At 62.8% G+C, this 17113-nt stretch carries 18 protein-coding genes; 10 read left to right on the top strand and 8 right to left on the bottom strand.

All coding sequences use genetic code 11. The features are described from left to right. Positions 1-311: 311 nt before the first annotated feature. From poxB to P3T23_RS09900, 6 genes are all read right to left on the bottom strand, one after another. Positions 312-2033, bottom strand: coding sequence for a ubiquinone-dependent pyruvate dehydrogenase (gene poxB / locus P3T23_RS09875; RefSeq protein WP_429315977.1), 1722 nt, complete (start codon positions 2031-2033; stop codon positions 312-314). 16 nt (positions 2034-2049) lie between these two features. Continuing rightward, entirely contained in the window at positions 2050-3369 is a 1320-nt protein-coding gene (locus P3T23_RS09880) for an acetyl-CoA hydrolase/transferase family protein (RefSeq protein WP_429315978.1), read from the bottom strand. Between the two features lie 11 nt (positions 3370-3380). Next, positions 3381-3908: a (R)-specific enoyl-CoA hydratase RipB/Ich gene (ripB, locus tag P3T23_RS09885; RefSeq protein ID WP_266225319.1), complete on the bottom strand. Its 528-nt coding sequence runs from the start codon at positions 3906-3908 to the stop codon at positions 3381-3383. A gap of 39 nt (positions 3909-3947) precedes the next feature. Next, entirely contained in the window at positions 3948-4781 is an 834-nt protein-coding gene (locus tag P3T23_RS09890; protein WP_429315979.1) for an aldolase/citrate lyase family protein, read from the bottom strand. 127 nt (positions 4782-4908) lie between these two features. Continuing rightward, positions 4909-5811, bottom strand: coding sequence for a LysR family transcriptional regulator (locus tag P3T23_RS09895; protein WP_429315980.1), 903 nt, complete (start codon positions 5809-5811; stop codon positions 4909-4911). Positions 5812-6122: 311 nt separating this feature from the next. Beyond that, a complete protein-coding gene (locus P3T23_RS09900) occupies positions 6123-7022 on the bottom strand; it encodes a LysR family transcriptional regulator (protein ID WP_429315981.1) in 900 nt (299 codons plus the stop codon). A gap of 137 nt (positions 7023-7159) precedes the next feature. On the opposite strand from P3T23_RS09900, the gene P3T23_RS09905 reads away from it, so the two are divergent. From P3T23_RS09905 to P3T23_RS09920, 4 genes are read left to right on the top strand one after another with little or no spacing between them, the layout of a single operon-like run. Next, a complete protein-coding gene (locus P3T23_RS09905) occupies positions 7160-8329 on the top strand; it encodes a CaiB/BaiF CoA transferase family protein (protein ID WP_429315982.1) in 1170 nt (389 codons plus the stop codon). Then, positions 8326-9165 carry an FAS1-like dehydratase domain-containing protein gene (locus P3T23_RS09910; RefSeq protein ID WP_429315983.1) on the top strand — a complete coding sequence of 280 codons (840 nt, stop codon included), beginning with the start codon at positions 8326-8328 and terminating at the stop codon, positions 9163-9165. The genes P3T23_RS09905 and P3T23_RS09910 overlap by 4 nt, the downstream gene beginning before the upstream one ends. Before the next feature lie 50 nt (positions 9166-9215). Further along, positions 9216-10568 (top strand): MFS transporter, encoded by a 1353-nt coding sequence (locus tag P3T23_RS09915; RefSeq protein WP_429315984.1) that lies wholly within the window; start codon positions 9216-9218, stop codon positions 10566-10568. A 23-nt stretch (positions 10569-10591) separates the two neighbouring features. Continuing rightward, entirely contained in the window at positions 10592-11044 is a 453-nt protein-coding gene (locus P3T23_RS09920) for a GntR family transcriptional regulator (RefSeq protein ID WP_429315985.1), read from the top strand. A gap of 91 nt (positions 11045-11135) precedes the next feature. Here P3T23_RS09920 and P3T23_RS09925 read toward each other — a convergent pair whose 3' ends face one another. Then, a complete protein-coding gene (locus P3T23_RS09925; RefSeq protein ID WP_429316248.1) occupies positions 11136-11312 on the bottom strand; it encodes a hypothetical protein in 177 nt (58 codons plus the stop codon). Here P3T23_RS09925 and P3T23_RS09930 point away from each other — a divergent pair. The 6 genes from P3T23_RS09930 (at position 11236) to flhC (ending at position 15614) form a co-directional block, all read left to right on the top strand. Further along, a complete protein-coding gene (locus tag P3T23_RS09930) occupies positions 11236-11601 on the top strand; it encodes a tyrosine-type recombinase/integrase (protein WP_429316228.1) in 366 nt (121 codons plus the stop codon). The two genes, P3T23_RS09925 and P3T23_RS09930, sit on opposite strands and share 77 nt — an antisense overlap. A 119-nt stretch (positions 11602-11720) precedes the next feature. Then, a complete protein-coding gene (locus P3T23_RS09935) occupies positions 11721-12599 on the top strand; it encodes a helix-turn-helix domain-containing protein (RefSeq protein ID WP_429315986.1) in 879 nt (292 codons plus the stop codon). Between the two features lie 38 nt (positions 12600-12637). Beyond that, complete coding sequence (locus P3T23_RS09940; RefSeq protein WP_429315987.1) at positions 12638-13186, top strand: GNAT family N-acetyltransferase; 549 nt, start codon at positions 12638-12640, stop codon at positions 13184-13186. 97 nt (positions 13187-13283) lie between these two features. Next, on the top strand, positions 13284-14114 hold the full coding sequence (locus P3T23_RS09945) for a 2OG-Fe(II) oxygenase (RefSeq protein WP_429315988.1): 831 nt from the start codon (positions 13284-13286) through the stop codon (positions 14112-14114). A gap of 603 nt (positions 14115-14717) precedes the next feature. Further along, on the top strand, positions 14718-15038 hold the full coding sequence (gene flhD / locus P3T23_RS09950; protein WP_133666507.1) for a flagellar transcriptional regulator FlhD: 321 nt from the start codon (positions 14718-14720) through the stop codon (positions 15036-15038). Between the two features lie 12 nt (positions 15039-15050). Further along, positions 15051-15614, top strand: a complete 564-nt coding sequence (flhC, locus tag P3T23_RS09955) for a flagellar transcriptional regulator FlhC (RefSeq protein WP_429315989.1) — start codon at positions 15051-15053, stop codon at positions 15612-15614. A 149-nt stretch (positions 15615-15763) separates the two neighbouring features. Here flhC and P3T23_RS09960 read toward each other — a convergent pair whose 3' ends face one another. Further along, positions 15764-17092, bottom strand: coding sequence for an Nramp family divalent metal transporter (locus tag P3T23_RS09960; protein WP_429315990.1), 1329 nt, complete (start codon positions 17090-17092; stop codon positions 15764-15766). Between the last annotated feature and the right edge of the window lie 21 nt (positions 17093-17113).

Below are 17113 nucleotides of genomic sequence, written 5' to 3' on the forward strand. Positions count from 1 at the left end.
GCTGAACCCCGCAGGACTCCACATAGGCCTGCCGCCATCGACAAGCCATTGAGCGGCCTCTTGCACAACAGAAGCGACTGCCTGCGCATCGTGTATTTGGGCTTGCTCGATATGCATAAGAGCGGAGATGGGTAAGGCTTGCGAGAGTTTATCAACTCACATGGGTAACGTCAGCTACGAAGCCCGGCAGTCTTCGCGCACTAATGGCGCCGGTCTCGGGCCCTTTGTTAAGGGCAGCGCGGGAGAGGGTCTTATCCAGCGAGCCCCGCACCAGTGCAACGCTGCGACCGTCTCCCGCACCGCAGGTACAACTAGCGCAGCCACGTAGTGGCCAACTCTACCACTTCATTGCCCTTCGCATTGAGCACTGCCCGCAGCATATACAGGCTGAAGCCCTTCGCATGCGCCCACTCGATCTTGGGCGGCAAGGCAATTTCGTGCTTTGCAACCACAACGTCCACCAGCACCGGCCATGGCCGCGAAAGCGCATGCGCGAGTGTGCCTTCCAGCGTTTCCGAGTCCTCCACGCGTATCGCCTCGATGCCCGCACCACGCGCGATAGCGGCGTAGTCGGTCGAAGCGAGCTGCGTATCGTCGTCGAGATAGCCGCCGGCCTTCATTTCCATCGACACGAAGCCAAGCGAGCTGTTGTTGAACACGACGACCGTCAACGGAAACGCCTCCTGGCGTGCCGTGAGCAGATCGCCCATCAGCATCGAAATGCCGCCATCGCCGCAAAGCGCTACCACCTGACGATCCGGTGCAGCCGCCTGGGCGCCCAGCGCCTGCGGCAAGGCATTCGCCATCGAACCATGGTTGAAGGACCCCAGCAGCCTGCGCTTGCCGTTCATGCGCAGATAGCGCGCGGCCCACAGGGTCGGCGTGCCGACGTCGACGCTAAAGACCGCATCCTCTTCCGCCAGATCGCTTATGAGCTTCGTGAGATATTGCGGGTGGATCGGGCTGCCCGGCGGCGACGGCCTCGCGAATGCATCGAGACCGGCCCGCGCTTCGGCATAGTGCTTGAGCGCTGCTTCGAGAAAGCGCCGGTCCGGCTTGCGCTCGAGGCGGCCCCGGAGCGCGGCCACCGTGGCCTTGACGTCACCCACGAGCCCCAGCTCGAGGGGCACGCGGCGGCCGAGCGCGGCGCCGTTGCGGTCGATCTGGACGACCTTCGCTTCGGAGGGATAGAAGTTTCGGTACGGGAAGTCAGTGCCAAGCATGACGAGCGTATCGCACGCCTTCATCGCGTGATAGCCGGAACTGAAGCCGATCAACCCGGTCATGCCCACATCGAACGGATTGTCCCACTCCACATGTTCCTTGCCGCGTAAGGCGTGAACGATCGGCGCGCCGAGAGCGTCGGCCAGCGCCACCACTTCGTCGTGCGCGCGCTCGCAGCCGCTGCCGCAAAGCAGCGTGACAGCCTCGGAGCGATTGAGTAGTTGCGCCAGCCTGTCGAGCTGACCCGCTTCGGGAATCGTTACCGAAGCGTCCACCGAGAGCACGCCGGGCTTGTCGTCGGGCGCGCTTTCGAGCGCCACGTCGCCCGGGAGCACGATGACGGCCACGCCGCGCGATTCCAGCGCCGTGCGGATGGCACGGTCTAGCACGCGCGGAAACTGCTGCGGATTGGTCACCAGTTCGACGAAGTGACTGCATTCGCGAAAGAGTTCCTGCGGATGCGTCTCCTGAAAGTAGCCAAGCCCGATTTCGGAGGTAGGAATATGCGCGGCGATGGCCAGCACGGGCACGTGGTTGCGCTGGCAATCGAACAGCCCGTTGATGAGGTGCAGATTGCCCGGTCCGCAGCTTCCCGCACACACGGCGAGCTTCCCGGTCAGCGCCGCCTCGGCGCCCGCGGCAAAGGCTGCCGACTCTTCGTGGCGCGTATGGGTCCACTCGATCTTGCCGAACCTCCGCAAGCTGTCCGATAGTCCGTTGAGGCTGTCGCCCGTCACACCCCAGATGCGCTCGACACCCGCGGCAGCAAGCGCGTTCGTGAGGTAATCGGAAATGGTTTGTCGTGTCATGATCGTGCTCCTGCGATTAGATCAGATGAAGGGCTTTGGCCTCGTCCGCGAGCGTCGCGCGGAAATCGGGGTGCGCGAGCCCGATCAGCGCCCGTGCCCGCTCCGTCGACGACAACCCCTTGAGATTCGCGACGCCGTACTCGGTCACGACGATGTGCGTGTCCGTGCGCGGCGTGGTCACCGGCCCCGAGAGCTTCGGCACGATCTTCGAAAGCGCGCCGCCCTTCGCCGTGGAATGGAACGCGATGATCGACTTGCCGCCTGCCGACCCGTAGGCACCGCGAACGAAGTCGAGCTGGCCGCCTGTCGCGCTGTACTGATGCCCGTTCACATGCTCGGAATTGCACGCGCCGGTCAGGTCCATCTCCACAGTCGAATTCACCGAGATCATCTTCGGGTTCTGCGAGATGACCGCCGGATTGTTCACGTAGTCCACCGGGTAGCTCTCGATGGAGGGGTTGTCGTTCATGAAGTCGTACATCGCTTGATCGCCCATGGCGAAGGTAAAGACCGACTTGCCGCGATTCACGGCCTTGTTGCGGTTCGTCACCACGCCGCGCCGGATCAGGTCCACGAGCCCAGGCGTCAGCAGTTCGGTATGCACGCCCAGCTCGCGGTGGCCATACAGCGCGCCGCACACCGCATTGGGCAGCGCGCCAATACCCATCTGCAGGCAGGCGCCGTCGGGAATGAGGTTTGAGATCAGATCCGCGACCATATGATCCTTTTCGCTCGCCGGCTTCGGCAGCAATTGCGGCAGCGGATGATCCGATTCGACAATGGCGTCGACCTCGGAAATGTGCAGCAACGAATCGCCGAACACGCGCGGCATGTTCGGATTGACCTCGACCACAAGCCGGCGCGCGGAGCGCGCAACGGCGCTCGTGTAATCGTTGTTGGTACCGAACGTGAAATAGCCGTTGCTATCCATGGGCGACACCATCACCAGCATCGTATCGACCGCAATATGGTCGCTGAAAAGACGCGGCGACTGGCTGAAGGTGTTCGGCACGAAGAATACGACCTTGCGGTCGCCGTCTTCGGCGCCCTGGCGGATCAGCTTGCGCTCAGGCTCGCCGAGGAACATGCAGTGCGGCTGGACGCGCCCCATCAGTTCGTATTGCAGCAGCGTCTTGCTGAGAAACGATTCGGCGTGGAAGTAATAGACCTTCAGCGCATCGACATCGCCCGCACTCGCACGCGCCGCCAGCGCAGCCAGCAGCGAAGGCGGCTGGGACATCGCCATGCCGAGCGCCACAGTCGAACCGCTTGCAATCGACGATACTGCTTCCTCAGGTGTACGAAATTTTGAGGAATAGACGGATTCGTTATTCATAGCCACGCTCCTTAGTAGTTGGCTTCCGCTTCCGGCGAATGTCCGCGCCGGTAGATCAGCATCGTCCGCTCGAACGACATCACCAGCTTCCCGTCCTGATTGATACCACGCGTGAGAACCGTCACGATGCCTTGCGTGGGACGGCTTTTCGATTCGCGCTTTTCCAGCACCGTCGATTCCGCATAAAGCGTGTCGCCCGCAAAGACCGGATGCGTCGCGCGCACGTTGTTCCAGCCGAGATTGGCCACCACCTTGGCGCTCACGGTGCGAACGCTCATGCCCGTCAGCAGCGCGAGCGTGAAGGTGCTGTCCACCAGCATCTTCTTCCACTCGGTGTGACTCGCGTAGGCCTGGTCGAAGTGCACTTGCTGCGTGTTCATGGTGAGCAGGGTCGTCCAGATGTTGTCGACGTCCGTGATCGTCCGGCCCGGGCGATGCTCGTAGGTGTTTCCGATCTCGAAGTCTTCGTAGTAAAGGCCGGAGACCTCGCGAAAGCGGTTCTCCGCGATCTTGCGGTAGGCAGCGATGGATTCGCTCATGACATGCTCCTGGTTGAAATTGAAAAAAGCGGCGAACGCTCAGGCACGCGACAGAACGCGCCGCGCCTCGCGTGCGATCGCCTCGTCGACCATGCGGCCGTCGACGACCGCAGCGCCTTCTCGCGCGGCCTCGATCACGCGATGCGCCCAGTCGATTTTTGTGGCGTCCGGTGTCATGGCCGCGTTGATGGGTCCGATGTGGGAAGGATGGATGGCCGCCTTGCCGTCGAACCCGTTCGCGGCGGCAAACCCGATTTCGTGCTCGAGTGCGGCGCTATTGCCGATCTCGAAGCATGGCGCGTCGATGGCGCGTATGCCGCTCGCCACGCACGCGGCCGAAATCTGCACGCGTGCGACGGAAAGCGCGAACGACGCAGGCTGCACGCCAACGTCCCCGGCATAGTCCCCCGCGCCGAACATGACCGCCGCGACACGCGAGGCGGCGGCAAGCACCTCCGGCAGCACCGCGATGCCCTGGCGCGATTCCACCAGCGGCACCACGCGTGCGTCGCTCGCGATTTCGCGCAGCAGCGCTTCGACCTGCAGGACCGTTTGCGCGGCCTCCACCTTGGGGATCACGATGAAAGCCGGTTGAAATTCCGCGTCGAGCATCGCGGCCAGGTCATCCAGGCCGTTGCGCGAGTTCGGCGTATTGATGCGCACCGCGAGCGCGGCAGTAGAACTGAACGGCTGGCTGAGCAGGTTGCCCAGCTGCTGGCGGGCGATGGTCTTTTCTTCGGGACGCACGGCGTCCTCCAGATCCACGATCAGCACATCGGCCCCCGCCGGGCCGGCTTTGGCGAAACGCTCGGGGCGCGTCGCAGGCGTGAACAGCCAGGACCGGGTTTTCGTCTCGACGTCGCGAGCATTCATTGCTTCACCTCCAGAAGTTCGATTGCCAACGGGGTTCATTCTCTGTCCCCATCGGCTCCTGAACAATCGCTGATTGGCGAAGCCAGACTCAACCCGAACCGAAACCGGCGCTTCTTGCGCTTTTTTATCAGCCGGTGGCGGCGCCAAGGTGCGCGAGATGTTCGACGAGCCGCCGGGTGGAGGAAGGCAGCCGCTCGAGGTCGCTTACGCAGATCAGGATCTTGCGCACGGCCCACGCGTCGGTGATGCGCAGCAGACGCACCCGCATCGAGCGTTGAAACCGCCGCGCCGCCGACTCAGGGAGTATCGCGACGCCCACGCCGTTTTCGACCAGGCGGCAAATCGACGCGAAGTTGCCAAGCTGGATGCGGTGCCGCAAGGTGCGATGCAGCCGCTTCGCCTGATTTTCGAGAAACACCTGAATCGACGAGCCGCGTTCGTGACCAACGAAATCGGCTTCGATAAGATCGGCAAAGGCGATCTCCCGCTGCAGCGCGAAGCGTTCGTCGACTGCGGGCACAACCGCGCACAGGCGGTCGGTGGCAAAGGGAAACGTCGTGAGCGCCACGCCCTCGGGCGGCGAAGCGATGATGCCGATATCGGCCACTCCTTCCGCAATGGCCGCGATGATCTCATCGCTCGGACGCTCCTCAATTTCGATGTTGATGTTGGGGTTGTCGCAGAGAAAGCGGCTAAGCGGGCCAGGCAGCGTCTCGACAAGTGCATTCGTGTTCGAGAGGATGCGGATGGTCCCCCGCATCCCTTGGGAGAACTGTGCGAGGTCGTCCGTCATGCGTTGTAGCGCGCCGAGGGTGGCCCGCGCGTGGCGCAGGAAGGTCTGCCCCGCCTCCGTAACGCGTATGCCGTGAGGCCGACGCTCCAGCAGCGGCACACCTACCGCCTCCTCCATCTGCCGGATACGCGCACTGACCGCCGCGAGCGAGAGGTTGACGCGGGCTGCGCCGTGCGTAAGGCTGCCAGCTTCGGCGACGGCAGCGAAGGTTTGAAGGTCGACAAGGCCAAAATGCATGGGATAACACACCGGGAAGGGAGTCTGGACTCGAATGGACGGGCCACGAGGCTCGCCTGCGAGAAGCATACCTGGCTTTACGAACGCATGTCCAACGTGTGCCGCGTGCCTCGACGCGACACGCAGATAGCCTTTCCCTCCCTTCAACCACTCTTCTTTTTTGTTCAATTGACCGTAGCTTACAAGCGGCCCGGCACTGCGCCGCCTGGAGGGCACCGGTGCACGCGGAGTTGACCCACACGAGCTGCACGTTGGTGATCTCCAAGTGCTGGAGCGTCGTCTCACGCTAAGTCTTGTGGTGCGCAGCGCCCTCAGGCGGCAACGCCCCCCGTGTCCGTCAGCACTTCGCGCAAGCGGTCCCGAAACGGATTCAATACCGGTGTGTTGCGCAATACGCATACGCACAGGTCGCGGCGAGCCCAGGGTTCCGCGAGCTTGAGCACCACGACGTTGCTGCCTGAGTCGCTCTCGATGGCCGAGCGCGCGACGATGCCAACTCCGGCACCTGATGCAACTAGTTTCACGATCGCACCATAGCTCGACACCTGCACGCGCACGTCCAGGCGCCCGCCCAGCGCGCTCGCGTGATTCATCAGGAACGTGTGAAGTGCCGCACCTGGCTGGAGGCTGATGAACGGGCGCTCCAGGCACTCCCCGAAGCCGATCTCTCCCCTCGCGGCGATATCGCTGTCGCGCGCGGTGACCACCACGAGTTCGTCCTCGCGATACCGATGAAAATCCAACTCGGGATGGTTGGCCTCCAGCGCCACCACGCCGAGGTCTGCGCGGCCCGAAGCCACGGCCGCCACGATGTCGTGGCTCAGGCGCTCCTCCAGCGAAATCCGCACGTTCGGATAGCGCGAGAAAAAGCAGGCGAGATCGTCGGGCAGATAAGAGCTGATCGCATTGTTGTTGGCGAACAGCGTCACGTGCCCCACCAGACCATTCGAAAACGGCAACAGATCCGCGTTCATCTGCTCCAGTTGCGCGATGCAGCGCCGGGCGTGCTCCATTACGATACGCCCGGCGGGCGTCGGCATCACGCCGCGCGCGAGCCGCACCAGCAAGGGTGCGCCAACCACGTCTTCCAGGCCCTTGATTCTCAGGCTTACCGACGAAGGCGCGAGGTGGCAGCGATCCGCGCCGCGCGTCACGCTCCCTTCCTCGGCAACCGCCAGGAAAACTTCCAGATCCGTCAGTTCATAGCGCATCAGCACCTCCGCAGGAAAGACGATTCTGCCGCCAGCATTCGGTTTTGACAAACGCTCCGTTTGAATTATCTCGATGTATCTATTCGGACCGAACCGCAATACTCACTGCGACCAGCCAAAAATTGCGGAGACGATCCATGAATCGCCAGACTTCAACTGAACACCCGCTGCCGCTTGCCGGGGTCACGGTCGTGGCCATCGAGCAAGCGCTCGCGGCCCCCCTTTGCACGTGCCGTCTTGCCGAAATGGGCGCACGCGTCATCAAGATCGAGCGCCCCGAGGGAGATTTCGCCCGCGGCTACGACGCGGCCGCGAACGGCAACTCTTCCTATTTCCTCTGGACCAACCGCGGCAAGGAGTCGGTCGTGCTCGACTTCAAGCTGGCCGACGACGCCGCGCTGCTGCGTCGCCTCATTGCCGAGGCCGACATCTTCGTGCAGAACCTCGCACCCGGCGCGCTCTCGCGAGCAGGCTTCGATAGCTCGACCCTCCGCGAGCAGCATCCGCAGCTCATCACCTGCGACATCACCGGTTACGGAACGGGCAGCGAGACGAGCAAGCTCAAGGCCTACGACTTTCTCGTGCAATGCGAAAGCGGCCTCGTGAGCGTTAGCGGCGCGCCCGATGCGCCGGGCCGTATCGGCGTTTCGATCTGCGACATCGGCGCCGGCATGAACGCAACGATTGCTGTGCTCTCCGCGCTCACGCTGCGCGATCACACAGGCCAAGGCTCGGGCGTTTCGGTCTCGCTCTTCGACGGTGCCGCCGACTGGATGACCGTGCCCTACGTCCACGAGCGCTACGGCAAGGGCGCACCCGCGCCGCAAGGCCTCAAGCACCCGTCGATCGCACCCTACGGGGCGTGTCGCACGAGCGAGGGACGTGACATCGTGATCAGCATCCAGAACGACCGTGAATGGGGCAACTTCTGCGAGGTGTTCCTCGGCAATCGCGAGATTGCCAGCGACGTGCGATTCGCGACCAACAATGCGCGTGTGCAAAACCGCGAAGCGCTGGATGTGCTGATAGGCGACGCATTCCGTACGAAGGCACTCGATGAAGCACTCTCGCTGCTCGGCGACGCCAACATCGCTTACGGCCAGTTGCGTCAGGTCGCCGACATGACCACGCACCCCGCGCTGCGCACGTGGCCGATGGCCGCCGACGATGTGGAGTTGCAGATGGTCGCACCGCCCGTGCGCGCCCCCTGGGACGCGCAGCGCTTCAAACCCGCGCCGAAGCTTGGCGAACACACCGCGCGCATTCGCGAGGAGTTCGCGGCCGAAACCGAGGAGGCAGGCGCATGAGGCAGGCCGACATTTCCAAACTGGGCGAATGGGTGGGCAAGACCATCGTGGACGAAGACGTGCTCGATGTCCGCCACGCCCGCCTGATGGCCGCCACGATCGGTCGCGGTGCCGAGGACCTCGTCACAGGCGCACCGCTGCCACCGCTGTGGCATTGGCTCTATTTTCTTGAGGGCCTGCCGCCCGAGCGCCTCGGCCGCGACGGCCATCCGCAACGCGGCGGTTTTCTGCCCCCAGTGCCGCTACCGAACCGGATGTGGGCCGGCGGCCGCGTCCGCTTTCTCGACGCATTGCCCCTCGGTGCCACGGTCGAAAAACGCTCGACGATCCTCGCGATCGAGCACAAGCAGGGTCGCTCGGGCGAACTCGCCTTCGTCACGGTACAGCACGAGATCGCACGCGGCGGAAAAGTCGCCGTTTCGGAAGAGCACGACATCGTCTACAAGGAAGTGTCGCCGGGCGGCCCGGCGCGCCAGGAAGTCCGGCGCGCACCGGGCGAGCATCGCGAGACCTTCCTCGCAACTTCCACGACGCTCTTTCGCTATTCCGCGCTCACCTTCAACGGGCACCGCATCCACTACGATCAGGATTACTGTCGAGAGGTGGAAGGCTACCCTGACCTGGTCATCCATGGTCCGCTGAATGCGACGCTGCTGGCTGGCCTTGCGCAGCGCATTGCCGGCAAGCCGCTGGCGACGTTCGATTATCGCGGCGTTCAGCCCGCCATTCTCGGCAATGCCCTGACACTGAACGGCGTGCGCCAGGGCGAACGCCTTGAACTCTGGACCGCGCTACCCGAGGAACGCGTCTCGATGCAAGCAAACGCCACTTTCTGACGTAGGTCCCTCGCAGTTCACCCTTTCACAAAAACATCAAGGAGACAGGTATGACAGGCAGAGCCACCATGACGGCGGCGGTCCCCGGCGCGGTGTCGGGCGAAGAGGCTGAGACGCGCACCTCCGCGCGCCGTATCGAGCGGCGCGCGGCGCTTGCGGGCGTGATCGGCACCACGATCGAGTGGTACGACTTCTTCATCTACGGCACCGCAGCGGCATTCGTATTCCCGAAGCTGTTCTTTGCGCACGGGTCATCGTCAGGACTCCTAGCTTCGTTTGCGACGATCTTCGTCGGGTTCTTATCGCGCCCGCTGGGCGCCGCGCTATTCGGGCACATGGGCGACCGCATCGGCCGCAAGTCGACGCTGATCGCCACGCTGCTCCTGATGGGCCTCGCCACGTTCCTGGTCGGCTGCCTGCCCGCCGACGGTGCGATTGGCGCGCTCGCGCCATGGCTCCTCGTCGCGCTTCGCTTCCTGCAGGGGATCGGCGTCGGTGGCGAATGGGGTGGCGCCGTGCTGCTTACCATGGAATCGCATCACGGCGAGCGGCGCGCCTTCATGGCCAGCCTGCCCCACATCGGCGTGCCGCTCGGTCTCGTGGTGTCGGTTCTCGTCTGGAGCGGCTGCGCGCGCGCCACGGGCGACCATCTGCTCGACTTCGGCTGGCGAATTCCGTTCTGGATCAGCGGCGTATTGCTCGTGATCGGACTCGTGATTCGTTTCGGCGTGCCCGAAACGCGCGAATTCCTCGAAGCGAATCGCGCCGTTGCCAGCCGCGTCGGGCGGAGGAAGACGCCTATCGCAGAAGCCTTTCGTACCCAGTGGCGCACCATTCTGCTCTGCGCGCTCATTCGCCCTGGCGAACAGGCGGCGTTCTATATGCTCACGACTTTCGTCGTCCTGTACGGGTCGCAGGAGTTGGGGCTTGGGCGCGAGTTCGTCCTCAACGCGGTTCTCATCGCCGCGATCGTGGCATGCTTCGCTCTGCCTTTCTTCGGCTATGTTTCCGACCGCATCGGCAGGCGCCGGACCTTCTTTTCCGCCTGCGTCTGCATGACCTTGTTCGCGTTTCCGTATTTCGCCATGCTTGATACGCGAGCACACGCGGTCGTTGTCGTCGCCATGGTGGTGCTAATGATCATCCACGCCGCCATCTACGGCAGCGAGGCGGCCTACATTGCCGAATGCTTCCCGGCGCACATCCGGTATACCGGCGCGTCGCTGGGCTATCAGGGCGCTTCGATCATAGCCGGCGAGCCCGCCCCGCTGATCTCGCTGTGGCTCTATGAGACCTTTCATAGCGGCTACGCCGTGGCCGCATTCCTCGCGGCCATGTCGTTCATGAGCGCCTGCGCTTCGTTCTTCCTCGGACGTCCCAATCGCCCCGCACGTCGAGCTTGAAGCCGGAACTAGAAGCGTGGTCCATGCAAGACGCGCGTGAAATCTTCGAGGCTCGGCTCTTGATCGAGCCCTATCTAGCCGGAAACGCGGCGGCCAGGATTGGCGTAACGGACGTCGAACGTCTTCATGTGCTCGCACAACAGATGGCCGACATCACGCACCGGCCATCGACGCCGGAATCAACCGAACGCTGGTTCTCCGCCAACGATGAATTCCACGCGATCGTTACCGCCGCCGCCGGCAACGCTCGTCTGGACCAGTCGTTAAAGTCCATGAAGGAGACGCCCTTGATCAAATGGACATTCGACGCCTATAGCGACGCGGACCGCAGTCGGAGCGCAAGCCAGCATTTCGAGATCGTTCGTGCGCTTGAGCAACGGAATGCCGCTTGTGCCGAGGCCATTACGCGATGCCACATCCTGGCGGCGCAAGCAGCGGTACTCGACAGATCCGCGACGGAAGATCCCGCTTCTTGACCGAGGCCTAAACGAACAACAACTGCCCTGAAAACTACATCGGAGACGTCACATGCAAAGCACAGTACGGGCCGGCGCAAGACTCGACAGGCTACCCATATCCCGGTTCCAACGCCGCATTCTGTGGCTCATCGGCGGCGGGATGTTTGATCCAGGCGAAAACGCAGGTGAAGTTGCGCATACCTGTCAACGTGCGGCTCCATGCAATTGGGCTGTCCCCCGACGACATCGTGAAGCGCTGCCGCGATTCAGTTGTGTCGAAATCCATGCTTCATCATGCACGAAATACCTGGAAACACGAGCGCGGCAGTCCGGTCGACAAGGATTCCCTGACTCGCCAGTTCATGCGCGCTCGCAGGCAATCGAACATCACATGGGAAAGTGGCAGGACGGCACCAACGTTTCACGAGCTCCGCAGCCTCGCCGCGCGCCTATATGCAGACCAGGAAGGGCCTGAGTTTGCCCAGGCAATTCCTGGACATAAGCGCGCATGCATGACTGCGCAGTACCGTGACATGCGCGGCGCTGAATGGACCGAAGTGAAGTTCGCCGGGTGAGAATTCCAGACCAATAATAGGCGAATTCCAGACGCCCCGCGCCACGACAGGGGTTTCCGGGCGGTTCAATTACGTCGGAGGTAATGGAATCGGGGCGGCGTTTGGCTATCATCGGCAACATGAACACACTCTCTCACTCCCCGTCCCTTCCGTCAGGTGGCACGACGGACCGCCGCTCGGTCGGCGAACTGCTGCGCGAATGGCGACAGCGTCGGCGCATGAGCCAGTTGCTGCTCGCGGCCGAAGCGGACATCTCGACGCGGCATCTGAGCTTCGTCGAATCGGGCCGTGCGGTTCCTAGCCGCGAGATGGTGATGCACCTGGCCGAGCGCCTCGACGTGCCGCTGCGCGCGCGCAACGCACTGCTGGTCGCCGCCGGTTATGCGCCGCTCTTTCGCGAACGGCCGTTGACCGACCCGCAACTGGCGGCCGCGCGCGAAGCCGTCGATCTCGTGCTGAAGGGGCACGAGCCGTACCCGGCGCTCGCGATCGACCGCCACTGGACGATCGTCGCGACCAACCGCGCGCTCGCGCCGCTCGTCGCCAACGCGAGCCCCGCGTTGCTCGAAGCGCCGGTCAACGCGCTGCGATTGAGCCTGCATCCTGACGGCCTCGCATCGTCGATCGTCAACTGGCATGCGTGGCGTACCCACGTGCTGGCGCGCCTGCAACGCCAGGTCGATGTGAGCGCCGATGAGACGCTTGCCGCCCTGCGCGACGAACTGGCCGCCTACCCGTCACCGCCAGGGGCGCTCGCCGCGGACGACCACCGCACGTCCGACGCTGGCCAGATCGCCGTTCCGCTGCGGCTGCGCACGCCGCTTGGCGTACTGTCGTTCTACAGCACGACGACGGTGTTCGGCACGCCTGTCGATGTGACGTTGTCCGAACTCGCGATCGAGGCGTTTTTTCCCGCCGATCCACAGACTGCCGCCGCACTGCGGGCGCATGCGGAAACTCAGGCGCCGACGGTTCTCAAACAGGACGGCGGAAGATAGGCCAGCACCATCGGCTACCATGCAGGGAAACAACCGGCATGGGGACAACGGTGGCTGATCAGGGCAACGACATCCTCGTCAGGCAACTCGGCCCTGACGACCGCGACGCGTATTTCACGCTTCGTCTGCAAGGCCTGAAAGCGCATCCCGAAGCGTTTGCAGTGAGTTACGACGAAGCCCTGCAACGGGGGCCGTCGCTGCACGACGCGACGTTGCAGGGCACGCGTACCGACGAAGGCGACTTTCTGCTGGGGGCATTCGCCGGAGCAGGCGGTCCGCTCGTCGGCATTGTCGGACTTTTTCGCGCACAACGGATCAAGGAGCGCCACAAGGCATCGCCAGGCGGCATGTACGTCTCACCGCAGGCCTCGGGACGCGGCGTCGGACGCGCACTGCTCGCCGAACTGTTCGTGCGGGCCCAGCGGATGGAAGGCCTGCAGCAGATCCAGCTTGTCGTGGCGAGTACGAACGAGGCCGCGCGGCGGCTATACGAATCATTCGGCTTCCGCACGTATGGGCGGGAAATCGGGGCGATGTGCATCGATGGCGTCCTGTACGACGCCGACTACATGGCGCGTCATCTGTGAAGTGCAGCACACCGGATTGAACCGCAAGACATGGAGTGTCGAGCGCCCCGCGACTCCGTAGACTGAACCTCATCGGTTACCCTCACTGGAGCACAAAATGAATCAGACGGCGCTGTTTGAGCCCGCGAGCGACCTCGAGCCGCTGGCAGCCATCGCTACACGAAGCGCCACACCGCGTGCGCACCACGCAACCCGCGAAACGTATCCGGTCGCCACGGCGGGATCCGTTGCGCAGCGTGTCGATGCGATCGACTGGGTGCGTGTCGAGGAAGAACTGGATGGCCACGGTTGCGCCACCATCGCGCACCTCCTTGCATCAGCCGAATGCGATGCGCTGACCGCCCTCTATTCCCGCGACGAGTTCTATCGCAGCCGCGTCGTCATGGCGCGCCACGGCTTCGGACGTGGCGAATACAGGTACTACGCGTATCCGCTTCTGGATATCGTCGGCGGCCTGCGTACGGCGCTCTATCCGCATCTGGCGCCGGTGGCGAACCGCTGGAACGCGGCCATGCACATCGACGTGCGCTATCCAGCGGCGCACGACGCCTTCCTGCGCCGCTGCCACGAAGCCGGCCAGCTACGTCCGACTCCGTTGATCCTCCAGTACGGCAAGGACGACTACAACTGTCTGCATCAGGATCTTTACGGCGAGCACGTGTTTCCGCTCCAGATCGCGATCCTGCTGTCAGCGCCGGGTGAGGATTTCACAGGCGGCGAGTTCGTGTTGACCGAACAGCGTCCGCGCATGCAGTCGCGCGCCGAGGTCGTCCCTCTGGGCAAAGGCGATGCGGTTATTTTTGCAGTGAACGATCGCCCTGTGCAGGGCACGCGCGGACCTTATCGCGTCAAGCTGCGTCACGGCGTGAGCCGGCTACGTTCCGGCCATCGGTACACGTTGGGGGTGATTTTCCACGACGCGCAGTGAAGTCGAGGCGTTTGCCGTAACGTGCGCGGCTATCGATATCGCGTCTCGATCGATAACCGCCGCCGGCCTGAACATGGAGCGCTCGCGCTCGTCCAGTTTCCAGTCGTTACAAACACCCCCTGGTTTGTAACATCTGACAAAAAGCATGCGTAACAAATTACATCAGCGGAACCTGCCAACAGAACCCGTATTTTTTACCGAAAGTCACTTCAGCTTATCTTTCAGTTCTATTCTGTTCTCTGTCTTCTCTGTTCCCGCCCGAATTTCTCTCACGCTTTCCATGGATTACCCTAATACTCCGCCTGGTAAGGCTTTGCGACCATCCAACGGAATTCTTCCCACCAACAAAAAGCCTAAACTTCGACTGTTTCAATCGGATGAAAAAATTACCGAAAATGAGTGTGGTTTTTTGAGATATTTTTTTAAGAAAGGGATTGCTTTCCGCAATCTGTGTTCATACAATTCGCTCCAAGGTGTTACGAGATGTAACACCTTGTATCAAAGATTCGATGACGCCGGAGATCTTCAGTGTCCGGCGGGGGCAAAAAAGATAACGGCAAAAAGCCGGCATATAGATAGATCGGGGCTTCGGAAAACTGAAAAATGGACCGCAGCAGCGAGACGCTGGATTCAATCCGCGAGATTAATTTGTCTTACATCATGCTTGCGCAACGTATGTTGCGCGAGGACAAGCCAGTCGGGATGTTCCGGTTGGGACTGTCGTCGGAACTGGCCGATCTGCTTGCCGGGCTGTCGCTCGCGCAGATCGTCAAGCTGGCCGCTTCCGATCAGCTTTTGTGCTTCTTCCGTTTCAACGACCACACGATGCTGTCGGCGTTGACGCAAACCGCGAAACACGCGGAAGTAGCGCCGACCCACGCGGCTATCCTGCTCGCAGGACAGCCCGCAGAGCAGTTCGCATAAAAGGTGACAGCGATGCTCAAGCGAAGCCTGACGGAAGACGCCCAGGAAGTATTCCGCGCCATCGCGCTGATCGAACTCGGCGCGCGCATGCAGGTGCTCGAAAGTGAACTGACGCTTTCGCGCGACCGCATGATCCGCCTGTATCGCGAGGTCAAGGGCGTATCGCCGCCGAAGGGCATGCTGCCCTTCTCGGCCGACTGGTACATGACCTGGCTCGCGAACATTCACGCTTCACTGTTCTATAACACCTATCTGTTCCTGAAGAAGGAAGCGCGCTGCTCGCATCTGGATGCGCTGACGAAGGGTTATCGCCTGTATCTGGAGCATTGCCAGCACAGCGATACGGACCCGGTACTGGATCTGACGCGCGCCTGGACCCTCGTGCGTTTCTTCGACGCCGACATCCTGCAGCTCACGCCTTGCTGCCGTTGCAGCGGCAAGTTCGTGGCGCACCGGCACGATCTGCAGCACAACGTCGTGTGTGGCGCCTGCCAGCCGCCGTCTCGCGCTGGCAAGACGAAGAAGGCCGCGGCCGCCGCGAAGCAGGAAGCACTGCAGGTCGCCGAAGCGGCTTGAGCTTCATCGTCCGAAGCAACACCCGCGGTTGTTACTTCAGTCACTTCAGTCACTTCAGTTTGTCACCTGCGTTTGTCACATGAGCCGGCGCGACTCGCCGGCTTGCCCTCCAGACGTTCCGAACGGGACGTGTCCGCCTCTCCCCAAAATTAACTCAACAATCCGATCGTCTGCGCCACGAGCCACAGGTTCGCCGCGCTGATCACGCCGAAGAGCGTCCAGGCGAGCAGTCTTGTCGGCAGCCGGTTGGTGAAGTCGCCCATCAGGTTGCGATCGTTCGTCATACGGATCAGCGGATAGAGCGCGAACGGCAGTTGCAGGCTCAGCGCCACCTGGCTTGCCACCAGCAGCGTGCCCACCGCACCGTTGCCCAACATCGACACGCCGATCAATGCAGGAATCAGCGCCAGCGCGCGCGTGATGAAGCGGCGCTGCCAGCAGGGAATCTTCAGGTTCAGGAAGCCTTCCATGATGACCTGCCCCGCCACGGTGCCGGTGAACGTCGAACTCTGCCCCGACGCCAGCAGCGTGACGGCAAACAGCACCGCGGCGAGGCCACCACCGAGAATCGGCGTGAGCAGCTTGTAGGCGTCCTCGATCTCGGTGACCTGATTGTGGCCGGTCGCATTGAACGCCGCGGCGGCCAGAATCAGGATCGCCGCGTTGATCAGCATTGCGAGCAGCAGCGAAACGATCGTATCGATCCGCGACAGCCCGATCGCCGACGCGATGCTCGGCTTGCCGCGCTTCACCACGCGCGTCTGGACAATCGACGAATGCAGATACAGGTTGTGTGGCATGACGGTGGCGCCGAGAATGCCGATCGCCAGATACAGCGGTTCACGCTCGCTGACCGCGTGCCAGGACGGTATGAGCCCCTGCGCGACCGCCGGCCAGTGCGGCTTCACGAGAATGAGCTGGACGATATAGCCAAGGCCGATCGTGGCGATCAGGCCGAGAATGATGGCTTCGAGGGAGCGGAAATTCTTGCCCTGCAAACCGAGCACGATCAGCGTATCGAACGCCGTCAGGATCACGCCGGTGGTCAGCGAGCAACCCAGCAGCAGGTGAAACGCCAGCGCACCGCCCAGTACTTCAGCGAGATCGCACGCGACAATCGATATCTCCGCCAGAACCCATTGCACCCGCGCGACGTTGGGCGAATAACGCGCGCGCGACAGCATCGCCAGATCCTGCCCTGTCACGATGCCAAGCCGCATGCACAGGCACTGCAGCACCATGGCCGCGAGGCTCGACAGCATCACCACGAACAGCAGGTTGTAACCGTAGCGGGAGCCGGCCTCGATGTCGGTCGCCCAGTTGCCCGGGTCCATGTAGCCGATCGAAATCAGCAGGCCCGGGCCCGCGAACTGAAGGATCTTCTTCCAGAAGGGCGCGCCTTGCGGTACGAACACCGAGCCCTTGACCTCGGACGGGCAGAACGGCGCGGTAGCGGTGGTGGGTAGTTTGAATGGCAAGCCGGTCGTCTCTCGAGGGGG

The sequence above is a fragment of the Paraburkholderia sp. GAS448 genome (genome assembly GCF_050435685.1).
In the GTDB taxonomy this organism is placed as follows: Bacteria; Pseudomonadota; Gammaproteobacteria; order Burkholderiales; family Burkholderiaceae; genus Paraburkholderia.